Genomic DNA, 22,281 nt, shown 5'->3' on the forward strand with positions numbered 1-22,281 from the left:
CGCACGTTTTGAACGTGCGCGCTTTTTGCATGTTTTCACCATACAACGTTTCGAGATTTTTTTCGGGCGGCCGGCGCGCAAGCGTATTTGTGTCCGCGACGGCAGGCATATGATTTCAAAAAGAGAGGGAAGAACAACGGCGCATGCTGTTCCTGAACAGGAGAATTTGATTTTGGGAGCAGTGGTCGCTTTTTGTGCGCAGAGCACAAATGCGGTCAAAAGATTCTGGGGTGCGGGAATAAAGACATTCATGGTGAAATATGCTAGAATTTTGATATCAAAAAAACGAATAAACGATAAAAGTGCACAAAGTGCATTTGGAAGGGAGGCGCGCGTTCCGCATTCTGAAAGTTGTTGTGAACCAATTAAAGAGGAGGGTTATTCATGGATAAAACGAAAAAGCTGACAATGAAGGAAATGATCAGTTACGGCATTGGCGATATCACCGCCAACCTGTATCTTCAGTTCATTGCGATTTTCCTGCTGGTGTTCTATACGGACGTTTTGGGGATCCCGGCGACACTGGCTGGTCTGATTTCGATGGTAAGCCGTATTTTCGACGGTGTGAACGACGTGTTCATCGGCTACATTTCCGACAAAACCGGACATTATAAACGCTGGATTCTGTGGGGCTCTATTGCCACGGCTGTCAGCTTTGTTATAATGTTTACAAAGTTTGATCTTCCCACCAATCTGCAGGCGGTCTTTGCGCTGGCGGCGTTCTGCTTCTGGACGCTGATGTATACATGCTATGCGATTCCCTTCAACGCGTTTGCATCCACGATGACCCAGAGCACGGAAGAGCGCACGAAACTGAACTCCATCCGTTTTGCCATTGTGGCCATCCCCAGCCTGATCATCTCCATTGCCACTCCGTATCTGAAGAGCGGCCAGACCGGAAACACTTCTTATTCCCGCACGGCACTGATCTTTGCGCTGATTGCGACCTTTGCCACCCTGATTTGTGTTCGCGGCATTGTAGAGCGCGCCACGGCGCCCAAAAAATCCGAGCGCACCACGGCGAAAGAATATTTCAAGGCGGTTGTCAGCAACAAGCAGCTGCTGGTGGTCAGCGTTGCATTCTTCCTGCGCACGCTGGGCTATTACATCTTCTCTTCGTCCATGGCGTATTTCTTCAACTACTACTATGGTTCGGCAACGCTGATGTCTACCATCCTGTTCTTCAATGCGCCGATTTCGGCGGTGGCGGCTTTGAGCGTGGAACCCATTGCGCGCAGAACCGGCAAGAAGAAACTTCTGATGGCCTGCGGCGTCGTATTCGCGGCTGCAAGCATCGTTCGCTACTTTATCCCCACCAGCGGTGTTGTAGTGGTTGCGACCAACCTGGTTGGAATGTTTGCCATGAGCGCCACACTGGCGATTTTCTTCACCATGATCGCGGACACCACCGACTATGGCCTGTGGCTGACGGGCAAAAACGTGCGTGCGATCAACTACGGCTTCTATACCTTCTGCCAGAAGTTCGGCATGGCCATTTCTGCCACTATCGTCGGCGGCTGGCTGGACCTGTTCGGCTATGTGGCCAATGAGGCGCAGACCCCGCAGGCTTTGCAGGGCATTCTGCTGATCTACTGCGTTGTTCCGGCAGTGATTTATCTGCTGATGACGCTGGTTCTGTGCGGCTGGAAACTGAACGAGGACCGTATGCATCAGATTGTTGCGGAATTGAACGAGCGCGAGGCGGCAAAAGCCGCTGAGCAGGAATAACAGCAGGGCCCGCTGTATGCGGGCCCGCATGAAAGCGGTGAAGCCATGTTTCTGGACGCACCTGTGGCCCAAAAGCTAGTGGATCGAATGATGGAAAGCCTGGGCTGCAACGTAAATATGATGGATGGGCGCGGTGTGATTATCGCCAGCGGAGAACCGGACCGGATCGGAAAGCTTCATGTGGGCGCATGCCTTGTTCTGGAGCGAAAAGAGACCGTCCAGTGCTTTGACACCACAGATGCCGGCGCGGAAAGTACGCAGCCGGGCATCAATATGCCCCTGTGCCATGCGGGCGAAGTGGTGGGTGTTGTGGGTGTCACGGGCGATCCGCACCAGCTGGAGCATATGGCACGTCTTGTGAAACTGACGGCGGAACTGCTGATGGAGCAGGAATTTGCAAATGATCAGAAACTCAGTGATCAGACAGCAAAGACCAGTTATGTGAACCGTTTGATCTCTCTGGCGAGCCCGCAGGATGCACAGAGCGTTCGCCTTTGGGCGGAACGGCACGGGTATGATATGGACCAGCCGCGTGCGGTCTGCCTGCTTGCGGCACAGCCGCTGGCAGGCCGCCGCCGTCCGTCCTCCATGCACGACGCGGTGCTGCGCAGTGTCGAACGGATGCCGGGCTTTTCGGCGCAGGACATCGCGGCATATCTGGGCGGAAAGCAGGTGGTGCTGCTGAAGACAGCGCCGGCAGGTCGAACCCGGCAGGCCCGCGCGGAACTGGAGCGTTTTTTTGAAACGCTGCGCGCGGATTGCGCTTCACAGGGCATCGCACTGCGCATGGTCTGCGGCAGCGTGGCTTCGGCAATGGAACGTGTGCCGGAAAGCTTTGAAGAAGCCCGGTTCCTGATGGGGTGGCCTGGATGCGCTGCCCCGGGGATTTACCACATTCAGGACTGGCTTTTGTGTTGGATGGTCCGGCATATGCCGGACCTGAGGCGGTCGGAGGCACTGCGTGAAGGTCTGGGTTTGCTGCGTCAGGATGAAGAACTGGCCAAAACAGTGATCGCGCTCAGTTCCAGTGAAATGAGCCCCAGTGCTGCGGCAGAGCGATTGTACATTCACCGCAACACCGTGGCGTTTCGTATGCAGCGCCTGAAAGAACAAACCGGCCTGGACCCGTTGCATTGTGAAAGCGACCGGCTGAGACTTCATATTTTGGCGGCACTTCTGCAGATCGATCGGGAGAATGTGGAGGCAGACACATGATCAAGGGTGTGCTGGCGGTTTTGGCCGCCTCGGTGGCGTACGGCATTATGCCGGTGTTTTCCAAGACGGCGATGGCACAGGGAATGAATGCGGAAAGCGTGGTGTTTTTTCGGTTTCTTTTTTCATCCGCATTTGCGCTGTTGTTTTTAATCAAGCGTTCCAATCGACGTTATGTGACGCGTCGGCAACTGTGGCACCTTCTTGTGTTTGGAATTCTCGGCTTTGGCATGACCATTAATCTGCTCACATTTTCGTATCAGTACATTCCCACCGGTTTGGCCACCATGTTTCACTTCGCTTATCCGCTGGTGATTCTGGCGGTCATGGCGGTACTGTACCACGAAAAAATTACACGTTATAAGGTGGCTGCCGTGGCGGTCGCACTGGCGGGCGTGGCTCTTCTGGCTGATTTTTCCCAAGGGCTTGCACTGCCGGGCGTTCTGCTGGCACTGGGTTCTGCCGTCACGTATGCTGCGTTTGTGATCGCAGGGCGCAAAAGCAGTTTTGCAATTCTGCCGCCCATGGAAGTCATCTTTTTTGTCAGCGCGTTTTCCACACTGATTTTTGGCGCCAAAAGTCTGTTGTTGGGCCAGCTGCAGGCACCGCCCAACGGGACGGCGTTTGTTTGTCTGATCATCATTTCGGTTGTGTGTACGATTTTTGCTTTGGCAATGCTCACTTACGGCATTCGCACTCTTGGGGCATCCACCGCTTCTGTGCTCAATATGCTGGAACCGGTGGTCAGCGTAGTGGCAGGCGTTCTGGCATTCGCGGAACCTTTGAATATTCGAACGATGGCCGGATGCGCGGCCATCATAGCGGCTTCAATTTTGATCGTATTGGGAGAACGCAGCGCACAGCGTGCGGATCTCAAGCAATGAAAGGAGAAGAAAAATGGAATTCTATTCTTGCGATACAATGGTGGCGCTGGGAAACAGCACCCGTTCCGGAAACATTCTGTTTGCAAAAAACAGTGATCGGCCCGTAAACGAGGCGCAGCCGCTGGTACTTTTTGAAGCAGCGGACCATGCGCCGGGCGAAGAGCTGAAATGCACCTACATCACCATTCCGCAGGTGGAGCACACCTATCGTGTCATGGGTTCGCAGCCCTATTGGCTTTGGGGCTTTGAACATGGCATGAACGAACACAAAGTGGTCATCGGCAACGAGGCGGTCTGGTCCAAAGAAGAGGAAGAGACGGAGAACGGCCTGATCGGCATGGACTTGCTTCGACTGGGCCTGGAGCGCGGGAAAACAGCGTATGAAGCCATGCACGTCATCATTTCGCTGCTGGAAAAATACGGCCAGGGCGGCAATGCGGCTGTGGGCAAAGTGTTCCACTATCATAATGCGTTCCTGATCGCGGACCCGACCGAGGCGTGGGTTCTGGACACCGTCAACCGCCGCTGGGTGGCGCGCCGTGTGCAGGATGTGGCGGGTATTTCCAACTGCTACAGCACCACCACGCAGTGGGACGAGGCCAGCCCCGATCTGCAGGAACACGCTTATGAGATGGGCTGGTACCCCCGGGAGCTGCCTTTTAACTTTGCGCAGGCCTACAGCGCCATGTCCATCAAGCACCGGGCGGCGCATCCCCGCTGGATGCGTCTCAATAAGCTGCTGAATCAGGCCAAGGGGGACATTACCCGCGAGACGCTTCAGAAGATTCAGCGGGATCATTTTGAAGGCGAATTGATCGAGCCGCGGTTCAGCCCGGCGGATGGTCTGCATGTGTCCATCTGTATGCACAGCATCGACCCGGATGCCAGCAAAACAGCAGCCGGCGCGGTGGTGGAACTGACGCCCGATAAGCCGCTGGTGTGGTTCAATACACTGTCCAGTCCCTGTGCTTCGGTGTATGTGCCCTGCTATCTGGAGGGCAAACTGCCTGCAAACCTCAGTCATGCGGGCGCGCGTTTCAGCGAAGATTCGCTGTGGTGGAAGTTCGAACGGCTGAACTATAAGATTGAGGAAGATTATCCCCGCTTTATCCGCGTGGTACGTCCGGTGTGGGACAAAATGGAGCAGGAAATGGCGCAGGCAGCCGACCCGTGCCGCTCTGCCCAGGAACTGACCGAGGCCATGGCAAAGGATTGGAGCGCGGTGGAGAATGAGGCGGACCGTCTGTACGCGGCTCTGGAACAGGATGATGGACCGTGCACGCAGCCGCAGCGCATTCCTTATTTGAAAAAAGTGCGCGAAGACGCGGGAATCGAGTAAACGCGGAACATCGCAGGAAAGGGAGCTGCTGCTCGTGAGAAAGTTTATTGTGATTCCGGACTCCTTTAAGGGAACCATGAGTTCCCGCACGATCTGCTCCATTATGGAAGAGGCGATTCTCCGCCGAATTCCCGGCGCACAGGTCGTGTGCGTGCCGGTGGCCGATGGCGGCGAGGGCAGTGTGGAAGCCTTTTTGCAGGCGGTGGGCGGCGAGAAGCGCCACTGTTCGGTGCAGGGCCCTTACGGAGAACCGGCGAACGGGTTCTTCGCCCTTCTTCCGGACGGGACGGCTGTGGTGGAAATGGCGGCGGCGGCCGGCCTGCCTATGGTGGGCGGCGCCCGGAACGCGGAGCGCACCACCACATACGGCGTGGGTCAGCTGATGGCCGCCGCTCTGGATGCCGGTTGTAAAAAACTGGTGGTAGGGTTGGGCGGCAGCGCTACAAACGACGGAGGCTGCGGTGCGGCCGCGGCGTTGGGCGCGGTGTTCCTGGATAAGAATGGAACTTCGTTTGTGCCCGTAGGGCGCACGCTGAAGCAGGTGGATCACATTGATTTGAGAAATTTGCATCCCCGGTTGAAAGAGGTGCCGGTCATTGCCATGTGCGATGTGGATACGCCTTTGTGCGGACCGACAGGCGCAGCGGCGGTGTTTGGCCCGCAGAAAGGCGCGGACCCCGCCATGGTTGCCCGGCTGGATGCAGGCCTGCAGAATCTGGCCGACGTGGTTCGGCGCGATACGGGCAAGGAGATTCTGGATCTGCCCGGCGCCGGTGCGGCCGGCGGAATGGGCGGCGGAATGGCCGCGCTTCTGGGCGCACAGATGCAGATGGGCATCGAGACTGTGCTGGATACCGTGGGCTTCAACGCCATGCTGGACGGAGCGGAAATGGTGTTCACCGGCGAAGGCAAGCTGGACACCCAGTCCCTGCGGGGCAAAGTGGTGCTTGGCGTGGCACACCGGGCGCAGAAAGCGGGCGTGCCGGTGGTGGCGGTGGTCGGCGACATCGGCGATCACATCGAGCAGGTGTATGAGCAGGGGGTCACGGGAGTGTTCAGCATCAACCGTGTGGCGCTGCCCTACGAGGCTATGAAGTCCCGCGCGGCAGACGACCTGCGTCTGACCATGGAAAATCTGCTTCGCTTTTACGACTGCGCCCGGAAAACAGGGCTTGCATAATTTGGACCGATGTGCTATATTATTACAGTACGATAAGTTTTTATGGAAAGAGTGGACCGCAAGGCCCGCTCTTTCCTGTTGTTAGGGCCTTGTTGACAGGAGGTTTTGCATGGCAAAAGAAAAGGTGGGCGGCACGGTGCAGATCGTGGAAGCACTGGTGACGCCTGTGCTGGAGGAATTGGGCCTGCGGCTTTGGGATGTGCGCTTTGAAAAGGAAGGACCGGACTGGTTTCTGCGCGTCTTCATCGACCGGGATACCCCGTTGGATATCGCGGCATGCGAGGCGGCTACCCGGGCCATCAACCCGGTGATCGATCAGGCGGACCCCATTTCACAGAGCTATTATCTGGAGGTGGGCGGCCCCGGCCTTGGCCGCAGACTGACCCGGGATTCGCACTTCGCGGCGAAATGCGGGCAGAAGGTGCTGGCGCATCTCATTCGTGCCAATGAAGCGGGCGAGCGCGAGGTGACCGGCATTCTGCGCGGAAAAGAGGGCACTGTTGTCACTCTGGAGCGGGAGGACGGCACTCTGGCGGCCATCGATACCAAAGACGCAAGTTATTTCAAGCTGTGCGACGACGAGGACCTGTTTTGACCTTCGGTTAAGACAACCAATTATGAGAAGGACGGAGATCGGAAAAATGAACGCAGAATTTTTTGAAGCACTTTCCATGCTGGAGGCGGAGCGCGGCCTGCCTGCGGAATACCTGCTGGAGAAAATCAAGAACGCCATTGTCATCGCAGTCAAAAAAGACTATGACGTTGAGGATGAAAATGTTTCCGTGGAGATCGACCCGGCGACCGGCAAGTTCAACGTGAGCCTGCTGAAACAGGTTGTGGATGAGGTGGAGGACACCCGCACACAGATCAGCCTGGAGGCTGCGCAGGCAAAGCGCAAGACCTACAAACTGGGCGATATGTTCCAGATTCCGCTGAAAACCAAGGACTTCGGACGCATTGCGGCACAGACGGCCAAACATGTGATCCGGCAGGGCCTGAAAGAGGCCGAGCGCAGCCAGATGTACGCGGAAATGCAGTCCAAAGCGCACGAGATCGTTTCTGCGGTGGTCACGAATGTGGATCCGCAGCGCGGCATCGTCACGCTGGAACTGGGCAAGGGCGGCGTTGCCACCCTGCCCCGCAATGAGCAGGTGCCCGGCGAGACCCTGACCGAGGGCCAGCATCTGCAGGTGTATGTGGTGGACGTGGTCGAGTCCGAGCGCGGTCCCCGCATGATGATCAGCCGCACGCACCCCGGCCTTGTGAAACGTATGTTTGAAATGGAAGTGCCCGAGATCTTTGACGGCACCGTGGAGATCAAAGCCATCAGCCGTGAGGCGGGCGCCCGCACCAAAATGGCAGTCTGGTCCAAGGACGAGAACGTGGATCCCGTGGGTGCATGCATCGGCCCCCGCGGTCAGCGTGTGGCCAAGATCGTTGAGGAGCTGGGCGGCGAGAAGATCGACATCGTTCGCTGGAACGAAGACCCGGCCAAGTTTATCAGCGAGGCGCTCAGCCCGGCCGACGTGGTGGGCGTGGAGATTCTGGAAGGTGAGACGCGCGCCTGCCGTGTGACGGTGCCCGATCATCAGCTCAGCCTGGCCATTGGCAATAAGGGCCAGAACGCCCGCCTGACCGCCCGCCTGACCGGCTATAATATCGATATCCGGCCGGAGAGCGGATATTACGGCGAAGAACCGCCTGTGAAAAAGACCGAGGAGTAAATTCTCAGGGGAACAGAGAAGTTCCCGCTCCGTTACAAAGCATTGGAAGGAGACCTGTATGACCCAGAGAAAAATTCCGCTGCGGCGCTGCAATGGCTGCGGCGAATCGAAGCCCAAAAAGGAACTGGTGCGCGTGGTGCGCGCCCAGGACGGAACCGTGTCGCTGGACCTGACCGGCAAGAAACCGGGGCGCGGCGCCTATGTGTGTCCGTCCGCCGCCTGCCTTGCCAAGGCGCGCAAGGCCCGGCGCATCGAGCGGGCGCTGGAGGTCTCCATTCCGGATGAAATTTATGCGGCCATGGAGGCCGAGATCGAAAAAGGGGAGCCGAATGCAGAATAAACTGTTGTTTGCGCTTTCCCTGTGCCGCAAGGCAGGCGCCCTGGTAATGGGGTTTGACGCGGTGAAAGACAGTGTCAATCAGGGAAAAGCGTGCCTGGTGCTTTGCGCCGGCGATCTTTCCCCGGCCACGCGCCAGCGTGTGGTCCGGTTTTGCCAGAACGAAACAGAAACGGCGGATATGCCTCTGACCCAGTTTGAACTTTCCGCCGTCAGCAAAAAGCCTACGGGCGTATTTGCTGTCACCGATGAAAACCTCGCGGTGCTTTGCCGCAAAAACCTAGACGCCTGCGCGGCGCCAGTTAAGGAGGAACGCCCATGATTAAATATAAACTGAGTGATGTTGCCAAGGATTTGAATATCCCCGGCAAAGAATTGCTGGAGATGGTCAGCGAGCTGACCGGCGAGGCGAAGAAGCACTCTTCTCTGCTGACGGATGCGGAACTGAACCAGCTGTTTGAAAAGCTGACCACCCAGAATGAAGAGACCAGCCTGGATGCTTACCTGTCCAGCGTGCCGGCGTCCGGCGCTGAAAAAGAGAAAGAGAAGCCGGCGCCTCAGGCGGCGAAGCCGCAGGCCGCCGCAAAACCGCAGGCACCCGCCGCGGCAAAGCCGGAGGCACAGCGTCCGCAGCAGCAGAAAGCCGCGCCTGCCAAGCGCAAAGAGCGCATCCGCATGCCCAAAGAGGAGAAGGCGAACCGCCCCGCGCCCGAAAAGCGCGAAGTGGTCACGGTCACGGTGGATACCCGTGTGTCCGACGTGAACCTGGATAAATTCAACGAAAAATATACCGATCTGGCCAGCACCAAGAACGTGGAGAACCGCCGCAAACCCACGCCGGCCGGCAACAAGCAGAAGTTCGGCAACAAGAAAAACCGCAACCAGCCGTTCCAGAAAAAGCGCGAGACCGAGGCCGAGCGCCTGCAGCGCATCCAGCTGGAAAAGGCCCGCAAAGCGCAGCTCAAGGTTTCCATTCCCGACGAGATCGCGGTGGGCGAACTGGCCACCCGTCTGAAAGTCAATGTGGCGCAGGTCATCAAAAAGCTGATGGGTCTGGGCGTCATGGCCTCCATCAGCGAAGTGATCGATTTCGACACGGCTTCTCTGGTGGCCGAAGAACTGGGCGCCAAGGTGGAGCACGAAGTGCACGTGACCATTGAGGAGCGTCTGTTTGAGGTGGACGAAGACCGCGAGGAGGATTTGCAGGAGCGGCCGCCCGTCGTGGTGGTCATGGGTCACGTTGACCACGGCAAAACCTCTATTCTGGATGCCATCCGCAAGACCCGCGTGACCGCGGGCGAGGCCGGCGGCATCACCCAGCACATCGGTGCTTATCAGGTGGAGAAAAACGGAAAGGTCATCACCTTCCTGGATACCCCGGGCCATGAGGCGTTTACCTCCATGCGCGCCCGCGGTGCCAACCTGACAGATATCGCCGTTCTGGTGGTAGCTGCGGATGACGGCATCATGCCCCAGACCGTCGAGTCCATCAACCATGCCAAAGCGGCGGGTGTTACGGTGATCGTGGCCATCAACAAAATGGATAAACCCACCGCGAATCCCACCCATGTCATGGAGCAGCTGACCCAGTATGAGCTGGTTCCCGAGGAGTGGGGCGGCGACACCATCTGCGTCCCTGTTTCCGCACTGACCGGTCAGGGCATCGAAGATCTGCTGGAGAACATCATTCTGGTAGCGGAAGTCAAAGAGTTGAAGGCCAACCCCAACCGCCGTGCCAAAGGCGCGGTGATCGAGGCGCGCCTGGACAAGGGCCAGGGTCCTGTGGCCACCATTCTGGTTCAGAAGGGCACACTGCATCAGGGCGATATCGTGATCGCCGGAACCGCTGTGGGCCGTGTGCGCGTGATGCGTGATGACCAGGGCCGCAATCTGAAAGAGGCAGGTCCTTCCACGCCTGTGGAGATCACCGGCCTGACCGAAGTGCCTGCGGCAGGTGATATTTTTGACGCGGTCGAAGACGAAAAACTGGCCCGTGAGCTGGCGGATCAGCGCGCTGTCGAGGCCAAGGAGAAACAGTTCGCCGCCTATAAGAAAGTTACGCTGGACAATCTGTTCAGCCAGATCGCCGAGGGCGAGCGCAAAGAGCTGGCCATCATTGTGAAGGCCGACGTGCAGGGCTCTGCCGAAGCGGTGAAGCAGTCGCTGGAGAAGCTGTCCAACGGCGAGGTGCGCGTGCGGGTCATCCACGCGGGCGTGGGTGCCATCAACAAATCCGACGTCATGCTGGCCAACGCCGGCAACGCCATCATCATCGGCTTTAACGTCCGTCCCGATCCCATTGCGAAGGAAGAGGCGGCGCAGGCTGAGGTTGAGATGCGCATGTATCGCGTGATCTATGACGCCATCAACGACGTGAACGACGCCATGAAGGGTATGCTGGCTCCGAAATACCGCGAGGTGGAGCTGGGCCGTGCCGAGGTCCGCAACGTGTTCAAAATCTCTTCTGCGGGCACCATTGCGGGCTGCTACGTGCAGGAGGGCAAAATCACCCGTTCCGCCAAGATCCGCCTGGTGCGTGACGGCATCGTCATCACCGAGGACGAGATCGATTCTCTGCGCCGCTTTAAGGACGACGTCAAGGAAGTTGCCGCCGGTTACGAGTGCGGCGTGGGGCTTGAGAAGTTCTCTGACATCAAGGAAGGCGACGTGTTCGAAGCCTTTGTGATGGAAGAGTACCGCGACTGAGCGCGCCCCTTCTCTCAAAGAAAGGAGATCAGCAATGCCACAAAGCAAAAATATGGCTCGGCTGACCGAAGACATGAAGCGTGAGCTGATCAGCGTTATCGGCCAGATGAAGGATCCTCGGGTCCAGGGCTTTTTGACGGTGATGCGTGTGGAAGTGGCGCCGGATTTGTCCAGTGCCAAGGTGTATGTCAGCAAAATGGGGGCGGATGACGCCACCGAGCAGGCCGTCAAGGCGCTGAACCGCGCGGCCGGACATGTGCGCAGCGAAGTGGCCGCGCACATGCACATCCGCAAAGCGCCCGAATTCCGCTTCTTTGCGGATGACGGGGCCAAGTATGCCACCCACATCAATGAACTGATCGCGGGACTGAAGCGCGAAGAGTGACCCGAAGGGTAAAAGAGGAGAAATTATGAGTGAGATTTTGGACCTGGTGACCGTCATCAGCCGTCTTTTGAAAGCAGAGAACATCTTGCTTCTTTGCCATAAAAATCCTGACGGCGACACCATTGGCAGCGCAGCGGCGCTGTATCATGTGCTCAAGGGCTTGGGCAAGACCGTGGCGGTCACCTGTTCGGACGAGATCCCCGCACGCTACGATTATATGGAGATCGGCATGTACGACGGCTCTTTTGAGCCGCGCTACATTGTTGCCGTGGACGTGGCGGGCATCCAGCTGTTCGGCGATCCGGTTTCCCAGTATGCGGACCGGGTGGATCTGTGCATTGACCATCACCCCTCCAACGGCGGCTATGCCGACGCCATGCTGCTGGACGGCGAGGCGGCAGCCACAGCCGAACTTTTGTACAGTTTGTTTGAATCCATGGATGTTTCCATCACGCCGCTGATTGCCAACTGCCTGTACACAGGCCTGGCCACAGACACAGGCTGCTTCAAATTTGCCAACACAACGGCAAAAACACATCTGGTGGCGGCCCGTCTGATCGAGGCGGGGGCGGATCTGGTCAAACTCAACAACATTTTGTTCGAGAGCAAATCCCGCAGCCGTCTGGAGATCGAGCGCATTGCGCTGGAGAGCCTGGAGTATCATTTTGACGGCGCCTGCGCCATCATCAGCCTGACCAAGGAGCAGATCGAGCGCACCGGCGTGGAACCGCTGGATCTGGAAGGCATCACCAGCCTTCCCCGCATGATCGAGGGCGTCCGCGTGGGCATTACGCTGCGTCAGCAGCCCACCGGAAGCTACAAAGTCAGCGTGCGCACCGAAGTGGGTGTGGACGCGGCGCAGATCTGTGCGCATCTGGGCGGCGGCGGCCACAAACAGGCGGCCGGCTGCGAGATTCTGGGCAGTATGGAAAATGCAAAGGCGGCGCTGCTGTCAGAAGTGGAGCGTGCTCTGTGCAAGGAATCTTGATTGTGGACAAGCCCGCGGGCTTCACGTCCTTTGACGTGGTGGCCAAACTGCGCGGCATTTGCAAAACAAGAAAAATTGGCCACAGCGGCACACTGGACCCCATGGCGACCGGTGTGCTGCCTGTGTTTATCGGCGGCGCGGCCAAAGCCGTAGATATGCAGCAGAACACCGACAAAGCCTATGATGCGGTGATGCTGCTGGGCCGCCGTACGGACACCGGTGACGTCACCGGTGAGACGCTGGAAGAGGCACCTCTTCCGCCGAATCTGGATGAGGCGGCGGTGCGGCAGGTGCTGGACCGCTTTTTGGGTCCGCAGATGCAGCTTCCGCCCATGTATTCAGCCGTGAAGATCAATGGGCAGCCGCTGTACAAGGCGGCCCGGCGCGGCGAAACGGTAGAGCGCAAGCCGCGCCCGGTGACCATCCATTCCCTGACGCTGACCGGCCGCGTGTCGGAGCGGGAATACGCACTGCATGTCGCCTGCGGAAAAGGCACCTATGTGCGCACGCTGGTGGAGGACATTGGCACGGCGCTGGGTGTTCCCGCCACGCTGGCCGCGCTGCGCCGCACCCAGGCAGGCCCCTATACGCAGGAGCAGGCGGTGGGTTTTGAGCAGATTCAGCAGGCGCGGGACGAGGGGCGCCTGGAACAGCTTCTTCTGAGCGTGGAAACCGTGTTTGCACATTTGCCGGTCTGGCAGGTGGACGAAACGGGAGAAAAGCGCCTGCGCAACGGCGCGCCCGTGTATCGGTGCGCCGCGGCGGATGGACTGGTCCGTCTGCGGCGGGACGGCGCTTTTCTGGGCGTTGGCCGGGTAAAGAACGGTACGCTTCACACGGAAAAATTGTTTGTGGAAAGGGAGTAAGTGCGGTTGCAGCGATTTACCGAGCTTGGCAAAATGGAATACGGCGCGGGCAGTGCTGTGGCGCTGGGGTACTTTGACGGCGTCCATCTGGGACACCGGGCAGTGCTGAGCGAAGCTGTGTCCTGTGCCCGCAGCCGGGGGCTGACCGCTGCGGCGTTTACCTTCTCCCTGCCGGTTTCCGGCGGGTTTAAGGGCCGCCGCATTCTCACCGGGGAAGAAAAGCGGCGCCGCATTGCCTCTTTGGGTGTGGAGCTGTACCTGTGCCCACCTTTTGAGCAGTTCCGGGTCCTGTCGCCCCGTCAGTTTGTGGACGAGGTGCTGCTGCGGGACCTGGGAGCGCGGGCCGTGTTCTGCGGGGACAACTTCACCTTCGGCAAGGACAAGGCGGGCAACGTGGAAGTGCTGCGCCGGCTTTGCGCGGAGCGTTCCATCGAAGTGCATGTGGTGCCCATGGCACAGTACCAGGGGCAAACGGTTTCTTCCACCCGCATCCGGGCCTGCCTTTCCCAGGGGGAAATGGAGCCGGTCAATGACATGCTGGGTCAGCCCTACAGCCTGCGCCGCAGTGTGCAGCGGGGGCAGGGCCTGGGGCATACACTGGGGTTCCCCACCATCAACCTCACCTATCCCGAGGGACTTTTGATCCCCCGAAGCGGCGTTTATGTCACACAGGTCACCCTGTCTGACGGCACCCGGCACCCGGGGGCCACGGGGCTGGGCAGCCGCCCCACCGTCAGCGACGAGGATAAAATCACCTGCGAGACGTTTCTGCCGGGCTTTTCCGGCGATATTTACGGCGACGAGGTGACGGTTTCTTTTTACAAATACTTATGGCCCACCGAAAAGTTTGAAAGCGTGAACGATCTGGCCGCCATGGTGCGCCGGGCCGCCCGGGCTTCGCTGGATTATTTTCAAAAACAGTCCCTGTGAAATGGCGTTTTCAGCTTGATTTTTTTGCAGTGCGTGTGGTATACTATATAAGCTGCCGTACTGTGGCATACCCGGGCTTGGTGGCCGGCATATCCTCGCTTGGTACCGACACTGGGCTTTGGGCACATTCATTTTGAAAAAGAGGAGTTATTGAAATGGAAAACAAACAGACCATCATCGAGTCCGCCCGCGTTCATGAGAACGACACTGGTTCTCCTGAGGTTCAGGTCGCGCTGCTGACCGCGCGCATCAACCACCTGAACGAGCACCTGAAGGACAACAAAAACGATCACCACAGCCGCCGCGGCCTGCTGAAAATGGTCGGCCGTCGCCGCAATCTGCTGGCCTACCTGAAGAAAAAGGACATCGAGCGTTATCGTGCCCTGATCGCAAAACTCGGCCTGCGTAAATAAGAACATTTTAACCGAAGGCAGACGGGCTCATCCCTCTGCCTTTCGGTGTATTTTGTTCGCATTCAACGGGAAGGTTGTTAGCAATAAATCGAACGCGTGTCTTCTGCGCCGACGCGGGCTGGATTTGTTGCTAAAGCCTCCCTTGAAAATAAATCAAATTGCTTTGATAAGGAGGCAACATTATGGCATTGGAATTCTCCTCCAAGAAAGAGACATTCCCCCATTACCGCAAGTTCGAAACCGAACTGGCCGGCCGTCCCTTCATTGTGGAAACCGGCAAAATGTGCGGCCTGTCCAACGGCAGCTGCATGATCAGCTATGGTGACACCCGTGTGCTGTGCAACGTCACTATGTCTGAAAAACCCCGTGAAGGCGTTGATTTCTTCCCGCTTTCCGTGGACTTTGAAGAGAAACTGTACGCAGTGGGCCGCATCCCCGGCAGCTTTATGCGCCGCGAAGGCCGCCCCGGTGAAAAGGCGATCCTGACCTCCCGTGTGGTGGACCGCCCCATCCGTCCGCTGTTCCCCAAGGATATGCGCAATGACGTGTCTGTGGTCATGACCGTTATGAGCGTGGACCAGGACTGCAGCCCTGAGATCGCCGGCATGATCGGTACGTCCATCGCCATTTCCATCTCCGACATTCCCTGGAAAGGCCCCATCGCGGGTGTTTACATGGGTCTGGTGGACAACGAGCTGGTGGTCAACCCCACCGAGGCGCAGCGCGAGAAAAGCGACCTGCAGCTGACCGTTGCCGCCAGCATGGAGAAGATCGTCATGATCGAGGCGGGCGCCAACGAAGTGGACGAGCGCACCATGCTGAACGCCATCAAAGCCGCTCACGTGGAGATCAAAAAGATGATCGAGTTCATCAACTCCATCGTGGCCGAGATCGGCAAACCCAAGAAAGAGTTCCAGTCCATGGAGCTGGATCACGACCTGTTCGAAGCTGTGAAGGCTGAGTTCCTGGATGACTTCAAAGCCGCCATGGACACCGATGACAAAAACGTCCGCGACATGCGCCTGCTGCCCATCCGTGACCGCATTTCCGAGAAATACGGCGAGGAGTGGGGCGAGGCCACCGTCGAAGAGATCATGTACAAAATGCAGAAGTTCGTGGTTCGCCGCTGGCTTCTGGACGAGGGCAAGCGCGTGGACGGCCGTGGCATCAACGAGATCCGTCCGCTGGCCGCCGAAGTTGGCCTGCTGCCCCGTGTACACGGTTCCGGCATGTTTACCCGCGGCCAGACGCAGGTCCTGACCACCTGCACGCTGTCCAGCCTGCGTGACGCGCAGATCATGGACGATCTGTCCACGGAGGAGACCAAGCGTTACATTCACCACTACAACTTCCCGCCCTATTCTGTGGGCGAGGCCCGTGCGCCCCGCAGCCCCGGCCGCCGCGAGATCGGTCACGGCGCTTTGGCTGAGCGCGCTCTGCTGCCCATGATTCCTTCCACTGAGGAGTTCCCGTACGCGCTGCGTCTGGTTTCTGAGGTGCTTTCTTCCAACGGTTCCACCAGCCAGGCGTCCATCTGCGGCTCCACGCTGGCCCTGATGGATGCAGGCGTTCCCATCAAGGAGCCCGTGGCCGGCATTTCCTGCGGCCTCATCACCGAGGGCGAGCGCTGGATGACCATGCTGGACATTCAGGGTGTGGAAGACTTCCACGGCGACATGGACTTCAAGGTCGGCGGTACCAAGAACGGCATCACTGCCATTCAGATGGACATCAAAGTGGATGGCCTGACCTATGAGATCATCGAAGAAGCGTTTGAAAAGTGCCGCAAAGGCCGCCTGTATATCCTGAACGAGATCATGCTGCCGGTCATTCCGGCGCCTCGTGCGGAGCTGTCCAAGTATGCGCCCAAGATGCTGAGCCTCAAGATCGACGTGGATAAGATCAAAGACGTCATCGGCAAGGGCGGCAAGGTCATTCAGGAGATCTGCGCCAACTGCAACTGCAAGATCGACGTGGAAGAGGACGGCAGCGTCTTCATCAGCGCCATCAACCAGGAAGACGGCGAGCGCGCATTGCACACCATCAAGACCATTGTGGAAGACCCCGAGATCGGTGCCATCTACAAAGGCCGTGTGACCCGTTTGATGACCTTCGGTGCGTTTGTGGAGATCGCGCCGGGCAAAGAAGGTCTGGTCCACATTTCCAAGCTGGATACCAAGCGCGTGGAAAAAGTGGAAGACGTGGTCGCTGTGGGCGACGAGCTGCTGGTTAAGGTCACCGAGATCGATCAGCAGGGCCGCATCAACCTGTCCCGCAAAGACGCTTTGGCGGATCTGGCTGCCAAACAGGGCAAATAAATCGAACTCGTTTTGTTCAAGACCGTGCCGAAAGGCACGGTCTTTTTTGCGGTCTAATTCGGGTCAAATTTTCAATTTGATCAAAATTTGTCTATTTATAGTGGGGAATGTATCGTTTTAAATAAGGATATCCCACTGGGCACTAGTTGACAGAATTTTACAGGATTGGTAGCCTATACTTTATAAAGAACGCAGAATGGCTTCGGCTCATGCCGGAGTGATTTTTGTCAAAGGAGGGAGATCGACGTGCCATCTCAGCCAAGAGAAACGCTGGAGCGTTTTTTTGATGCGTACCTGACGCAGCGTGATTTGGAAAAAAGTCTTTCCTTCCTGACAGAGGACGTTTACAGCCTGGGAACCGGAGAGCATGAGATCGCCGCCGACAAGCAGGCGCTGGCGGTGCTGATGCGTGAGGAGTTTCATGAAAGTTCCGAACCCGTCAAATATGAGCTTTTGAATTACCGTGAGAAAAGCCTCACGCCGGATGTGTGCGCCAGCTTCTGTTTGGTGGACCTGGATACCTCCGATGGAGCAGGTGGCCGTCTGCAGTTCCAAACGCGTCTGACCGTTGGCTTTGTGCGGCGGGACGGAGACTGGAAAATCGGCAGCATTCATATGTCGGCGCCCTCCATTCACCAGCCGGAACGAGAATTCCTTCCGCTGAATTACGGCCGGCAGGACGTTGTTCATATGCAGGAAAGCTCCCAGAAGAAACTGCTGAAGCTGATGAGCGACGTCATTCCGGGCGGCATCATGGGCGGATACATGGAAGACGGGTTCCCGCTGTACGTGATCAACGACGAACTGCTGGGCTATATGGGATATACCTATCGGGAACTGATGGAAGATACCGGCGGCAAGATGGCAAAAATCATTCACCCGGATGATCTTCCGCTGGTGGAAAAACAGGTTTGGAGTGGTTTCCGCGGCCCGGGAGAGTATCAGGTGCAGTACCGGATGCGCCGCAAAAATGGAACGTATCTGTGGGTGTATGACAAGGGGCGCTTTATCACCACCGAGGACGGCCGCGCCGCAATGATCAGCATCATTATGGATATTTCTACTTCCATTGAACTGCAAAAGCGGCTGACCAAAGAGGCCACGGTGGATGCGTTGACCCATCTGCTCAACCGGCGCGAGGCAGTTCGCCGGTTGGAAATGGACGATGGAAAGGGCGCTTTGATGCTGATCGATATCGATGACTTCAAGCAGCTCAATGACCATTTGGGCCATCAGGTAGGGGACAGCGTCCTGGTGGAACTGGGCAAGATCCTGAAAGAAAATGTGCGTGAAAATGACGTTGCCGTACGTTTTGGCGGCGATGAGTTCCTGGTGTATCTCAGCCATACGGATTCGGAGTCCATTGCACGGCATAAGGCGGAACTGTTCTGCCAGCTGTTTGCCCGGCGGACCAGCCAGCTGTATGGCAAGCTGGGCCCGACGCTGAGCATCGGCGTTGTTTGCAGCAGCGAAAAAATGCCTTTCGAAACGTGGTACGCGCGGGTCGACCGCGCCATGTACACGGCCAAGCGCAGCGGAAAGAGCCGCGTTCATGTAGATGTGATCAAATAAAAAACATCCGTGTTTTCAAAAGAAAATACGGATGTTTTTTTGTAACTTCCGATTGACGCGGCGCTGAATACATATTATACTAAATAAGTATAATATGTGAATGGAGAGATCGCCATGGACCGCACGATCATCAAGCGCAACGGAGACCGGCAGGCCTATACGCCGGAAAAGATTATTACCGCTATGAGCAAGGCTTTCACCGATACCCGGACGCCTGTGGAGCGGGTGCGTCTGGAACAGCTGCTCCGGCGGGTGGAGGAACATCTTTCATCCCGCCCCCAGGAGTGGAGCGTGGAAGAGATTCAGGATGTGGTGGAGCGCGTTCTGATGGAGGAAGGTCACTACAGTGAGGCCAAAAGCTATATTTTGTACCGGAATCAGCGCACACATCTGCGGGCGCTTCGCTCGCAGATCGCAGCGTCCGCGCTGTGTCCTGCACTGGAGCCGGTCCTGGCCGCTATTCAGAAAGATTATGGCGAACAGTGCGACCTGGGCGCGCTGCAGGCGAAGTTTGCGGGGTTCTGCAAGCCGGGCATGGAGCAGGCGCAGCTTTTGGAGGCTTTGACCAAGGCCGCGGTGGAAATGACCAGCCCGGAAGCTCCTTCCTGGGATTATGTGGCGGCTCGGCTGCTTCGCTTTTCCTTTGGCCTCGGTCTGGAGCAGGAACTGGAGCGGCGGGGTGTTTCCAGCTTCTACGAAAAGCTGCGCTATCTGACGGAAAAAGGTTTGTACGGGGAATACATTCTCAGCGGTTACAGCCGGCAGGAACTGGAGCAGGCAGCGTCCTTTCTGGATGACAGCCGGGACCGGCTGTTCACCTATGCCGGACTGGACCTTCTTTTGAACCGCTACGTCATCCGTTCCCGCAGCCACGTCCGGTTGGAAACGCCGCAGGAGATGTACCTCGGCATTGCGCTGCATCTGGCGCTTTTGGAGAAAAACGACCGCCTGAACTGGGTGAAAAAATTCTATGACATGCTCAGCCTGCAGCAGGTGAGCATGGCCACGCCCACCCTGTCCAACGCCCGCAAGCCATACCATCAGCTCTCCAGCTGTTTCATCGATGTAGTGCCCGACAGTCTCACGGGAATTTACCGCTCTATCGATAACTTTGCGCAGGTCAGCAAATTCGGCGGCGGCATGGGTTTGTATTTCGGCAAGGTGCGCGCCACCGGCGGCAGCATCCGAGGTTTTGAGGGAGCGGCCGGCGGCGTGATCCGGTGGATCCGTCTGGTCAACGACACGGCGGTGGCAGTGGATCAGCTGGGGATGCGCCAGGGAGCGGTCGCTGTGTATCTGGATGCCTGGCACAAAGATCTGCCCGAGTTTTTGCAGCTGCGCACCAACAACGGCGATGACCGCATGAAAGCGCATGACGTGTTTCCGGCGGTGTGCTATCCCGATTTGTTCTGGAAACTGGCCAAAGAGAATCTGGACGCGGAATGGGCGCTGATGTGCCCCCATGAAATTTTGACGGTGAAGGGGTATGCGCTGGAAGATTACTGGGGCGAAGAATGGGAGCGGCGGTACCGCGATTGCGTGGCGGATCCCCGCATCTCCAAACGCATGGTCACGGTCAAGCAAATTGTGCGCCTTGTGCTGAAAAGCGCGGTGGAAACCGGAACGCCCTTCACCTTCAACCGGGACCTTGTCAACCGCATGAATCCCAACGGCCATAAGGGAATGATTTACTGTTCCAATCTGTGCACGGAGATCGCTCAGAACATGGCTCCCATCGAAGAGGTCAGCCAGACGGTGGAAACCGAGCACGGAGACACCGTAGTGGTCACCCGCACCCGCCCGGGCGAATTTGTGGTGTGCAATCTGGCCAGCCTTTGCCTGGGCAATTTGCCGGTGGAAGATGACCAGGCGCTGAGCAGTGTGGTCACTGCGGCAGTGCGTGCGCTGGACAATGTGATCGATTTGAATTTCTATCCGCTGCCCTACGCCAAACTTACCAACCGGCGCTATCGCAGCATTGGTCTGGGTGTGTCCGGATATCATCACATGCTGGCCAAACATAAGCTGCGCTGGGAGAGCCAGGAGCATCTGGAATTTGTGGACGATTTGTTTGAACGCATCAACCGTGCGGCCATTGCGGCCAGCAGCTCCATTGCGGCGGAAAAGGGCAGCTATGGATTCTTCGAGGGAAGCGACTGGCAGACCGGTGCCTATTTTGAAAAGCGGGGCTACACCTCGCCCCAGTGGCGGGAACTGGCTGCCCGTGTGGCCCGGCAGGGCATGCGCAATGCCTATCTGCTGGCGGTGGCGCCCACGTCTTCCACCAGCATCCTTTCGGGAACCACGGCAGGTATCGACCCCATTATGAAGCGCTTCTTCCTGGAGGAGAAAAAAGGCAGCATGCTGCCGCGCATTGCACCGCAGCTGTCCATGGAGACCTATTGGTACTACAAGGCGGCGCACCAGATGGACCAAAGCTGGAGCGTGCGCGCCTGCGGCGTGCGCCAGCGCCACATCGATCAGGCCCAGAGTATGAATCTGTATATCACCAACGACTACACGCTGCGCAAAGTGCTGAATCTGTATGTGCAGGCATGGGAAAACGGCGTGAAAACCATTTATTATGTGCGTTCCAAATCGCTGGAGGTGGAAGAGTGCGAAAGCTGCTCTTCCTGATGGAAAGGAGAGAAAAAGATGGCTCATCTTGTGAAAAAACCGCTGTTTAACCCGGGCGGCGACACCGACGTGCGCCTGCGCCGCATGATCGGGGGAAACACCACCAACCTGAACGATTTCAACAATTTGAAATATCCGTGGGTCAGCGACTGGTACCGGCAGGCAATGAACAATTTCTGGATCCCGGAAGAGATCAATCTGGCGCAGGACGTCAAGGACTATCCCAATCTGTCCCAGGCAGAGCGCACTGCCTATGACAAGATCCTCAGTTTTCTGGTCTTTCTGGATTCTATTCAAACGGCCAATCTGCCCAACATCGGGGAGTATATCACCGCCAACGAGGTGAACCTGTGTCTGTCCATTCAGGCCTTTCAGGAGTGCGTGCACAGCCAAAGCTACAGCTATATGCTGGACACCATCTGCAGCCCCACACAGCGGGATGAGATTCTGTACCAGTGGAAAACAGACGAGCACCTGTTGCGGCGCAATACGTTCATCGGAGATCTGTACAATGAGTTTCAGGAAAAGCGCGATCCGGTGACGCTGCTGCGGGTGCTGATGGCCAACTTCATTTTGGAAGGCGTCTATTTTTACTCGGGCTTCATGTTCTTTTACAATTTGTCCCGCAACGGAAAAATGCCCGGTTCCGCGCAGGAGATCCGCTACATCAATCGGGATGAAAACACGCATTTGTGGCTGTTCCGCAGCATTTTGCTGGAACTTCAGAAAGAGCAGCCCGAACTGTTCAGCCCGGAAAATGTGGAGATGCTGCGGCAGATGCTGGAAGAGGGCGTCCGGCAGGAGATCGCCTGGGGCCACTACGTCATCGGGGATGCAGTGCCCGGCCTCACAAGCCGTATGGTCACGGACTACATCCGCTACCTGGGCAATCTGCGCTGGTCCAGCCTGGGCTTTGGCACGCTGTTTGAAGGCTGCGAGCGCGAGCCTGCGGATATGGTGTGGGTCAGCCAGTATTCCAATGCCAACATGGTCAAAACCGACTTTTTTGAGGCCAAGAGCACCGCTTATGCCAAAAGCACGGCGCTGGTGGACGACCTGTAA

Annotated in this window: 20 protein-coding genes; all 20 read left to right on the plus strand. The window is 57.5% G+C overall.

Annotated elements, in window-relative coordinates; all coding sequences use genetic code 11:
* Nucleotides 1-406 (plus strand): hypothetical protein (locus WMO24_RS11195; protein ID WP_349216526.1); only part of this gene is annotated, 406 nt, incomplete at its 5' end.
* Nucleotides 385-1,728, plus strand: coding sequence for an MFS transporter (locus tag WMO24_RS11200; RefSeq protein WP_349216527.1), 1,344 nt, complete (start codon nucleotides 385-387; stop codon nucleotides 1,726-1,728). The genes WMO24_RS11195 and WMO24_RS11200, both read left to right, overlap by 22 nt.
* 45 nt (nucleotides 1,729-1,773) lie before the next feature.
* Nucleotides 1,774-2,943, plus strand: a complete 1,170-nt coding sequence (locus WMO24_RS11205) for a sugar diacid recognition domain-containing protein (RefSeq protein WP_349216528.1) — start codon at nucleotides 1,774-1,776, stop codon at nucleotides 2,941-2,943.
* The gene (locus WMO24_RS11210) at nucleotides 2,940-3,824 is read left to right on the plus strand and encodes a DMT family transporter (RefSeq protein ID WP_349216529.1); all 885 of its coding nucleotides are present in this window, start codon (nucleotides 2,940-2,942) and stop codon (nucleotides 3,822-3,824) included. Before WMO24_RS11205 ends, WMO24_RS11210 begins: the two co-directional genes overlap by 4 nt.
* A gap of 13 nt (nucleotides 3,825-3,837) precedes the next feature.
* Nucleotides 3,838-5,163 carry a C69 family dipeptidase gene (locus tag WMO24_RS11215; RefSeq protein WP_349216530.1) on the plus strand — a complete coding sequence of 442 codons (1,326 nt, stop codon included), beginning with the start codon at nucleotides 3,838-3,840 and terminating at the stop codon, nucleotides 5,161-5,163.
* 34 nt (nucleotides 5,164-5,197) lie between these two features.
* Nucleotides 5,198-6,343 carry a glycerate kinase family protein gene (locus WMO24_RS11220; protein WP_349216531.1) on the plus strand — a complete coding sequence of 382 codons (1,146 nt, stop codon included), beginning with the start codon at nucleotides 5,198-5,200 and terminating at the stop codon, nucleotides 6,341-6,343.
* A gap of 109 nt (nucleotides 6,344-6,452) precedes the next feature.
* Nucleotides 6,453-6,938, plus strand: coding sequence for a ribosome maturation factor RimP (rimP, locus tag WMO24_RS11225; protein ID WP_349216532.1), 486 nt, complete (start codon nucleotides 6,453-6,455; stop codon nucleotides 6,936-6,938).
* 46 nt (nucleotides 6,939-6,984) lie between these two features.
* The gene (gene nusA / locus WMO24_RS11230) at nucleotides 6,985-8,067 is read left to right on the plus strand and encodes a transcription termination factor NusA (RefSeq protein ID WP_349216533.1); all 1,083 of its coding nucleotides are present in this window, start codon (nucleotides 6,985-6,987) and stop codon (nucleotides 8,065-8,067) included.
* 58 nt (nucleotides 8,068-8,125) lie between these two features.
* Nucleotides 8,126-8,407, plus strand: a complete 282-nt coding sequence (gene rnpM / locus WMO24_RS11235; RefSeq protein WP_349216534.1) for an RNase P modulator RnpM — start codon at nucleotides 8,126-8,128, stop codon at nucleotides 8,405-8,407.
* Nucleotides 8,397-8,726, plus strand: a complete 330-nt coding sequence (locus WMO24_RS11240; protein WP_349216535.1) for a L7Ae/L30e/S12e/Gadd45 family ribosomal protein — start codon at nucleotides 8,397-8,399, stop codon at nucleotides 8,724-8,726. The genes rnpM and WMO24_RS11240 overlap by 11 nt, the downstream gene beginning before the upstream one ends.
* Nucleotides 8,723-11,110: a translation initiation factor IF-2 gene (gene infB, locus WMO24_RS11245; protein WP_349216536.1), complete on the plus strand. Its 2,388-nt coding sequence runs from the start codon at nucleotides 8,723-8,725 to the stop codon at nucleotides 11,108-11,110. Before WMO24_RS11240 ends, infB begins: the two co-directional genes overlap by 4 nt.
* 34 nt (nucleotides 11,111-11,144) lie before the next feature.
* Nucleotides 11,145-11,495 (plus strand): 30S ribosome-binding factor RbfA, encoded by a 351-nt coding sequence (gene rbfA, locus WMO24_RS11250; RefSeq protein ID WP_349216537.1) that lies wholly within the window; start codon nucleotides 11,145-11,147, stop codon nucleotides 11,493-11,495.
* A 25-nt stretch (nucleotides 11,496-11,520) separates the two neighbouring features.
* Nucleotides 11,521-12,483: a DHH family phosphoesterase gene (locus tag WMO24_RS11255; RefSeq protein WP_349216538.1), complete on the plus strand. Its 963-nt coding sequence runs from the start codon at nucleotides 11,521-11,523 to the stop codon at nucleotides 12,481-12,483.
* Complete coding sequence (truB, locus tag WMO24_RS11260) at nucleotides 12,468-13,349, plus strand: tRNA pseudouridine(55) synthase TruB (protein WP_349216539.1); 882 nt, start codon at nucleotides 12,468-12,470, stop codon at nucleotides 13,347-13,349. Before WMO24_RS11255 ends, truB begins: the two co-directional genes overlap by 16 nt.
* A gap of 6 nt (nucleotides 13,350-13,355) precedes the next feature.
* Nucleotides 13,356-14,279 carry a riboflavin biosynthesis protein RibF gene (ribF, locus tag WMO24_RS11265; protein ID WP_349216540.1) on the plus strand — a complete coding sequence of 308 codons (924 nt, stop codon included), beginning with the start codon at nucleotides 13,356-13,358 and terminating at the stop codon, nucleotides 14,277-14,279.
* Between the two features lie 155 nt (nucleotides 14,280-14,434).
* The gene (gene rpsO, locus WMO24_RS11270; protein ID WP_349216541.1) at nucleotides 14,435-14,692 is read left to right on the plus strand and encodes a 30S ribosomal protein S15; all 258 of its coding nucleotides are present in this window, start codon (nucleotides 14,435-14,437) and stop codon (nucleotides 14,690-14,692) included.
* Between the two features lie 182 nt (nucleotides 14,693-14,874).
* On the plus strand, nucleotides 14,875-17,010 hold the full coding sequence (locus tag WMO24_RS11275; RefSeq protein WP_349216542.1) for a polyribonucleotide nucleotidyltransferase: 2,136 nt from the start codon (nucleotides 14,875-14,877) through the stop codon (nucleotides 17,008-17,010).
* A gap of 246 nt (nucleotides 17,011-17,256) precedes the next feature.
* Nucleotides 17,257-18,582: a diguanylate cyclase gene (locus tag WMO24_RS11280; protein WP_349216543.1), complete on the plus strand. Its 1,326-nt coding sequence runs from the start codon at nucleotides 17,257-17,259 to the stop codon at nucleotides 18,580-18,582.
* A 114-nt stretch (nucleotides 18,583-18,696) separates the two neighbouring features.
* Entirely contained in the window at nucleotides 18,697-21,219 is a 2,523-nt protein-coding gene (locus WMO24_RS11285; protein ID WP_349216544.1) for a ribonucleoside-diphosphate reductase subunit alpha, read from the plus strand.
* An 18-nt stretch (nucleotides 21,220-21,237) separates the two neighbouring features.
* Nucleotides 21,238-22,281: a ribonucleotide-diphosphate reductase subunit beta gene (locus WMO24_RS11290; RefSeq protein ID WP_349216545.1), complete on the plus strand. Its 1,044-nt coding sequence runs from the start codon at nucleotides 21,238-21,240 to the stop codon at nucleotides 22,279-22,281.

The organism is Ruthenibacterium intestinale, assembly GCF_040096265.1.
GTDB lineage: Bacteria > Bacillota > Clostridia > Oscillospirales > Ruminococcaceae > Ruthenibacterium > Ruthenibacterium komagatae.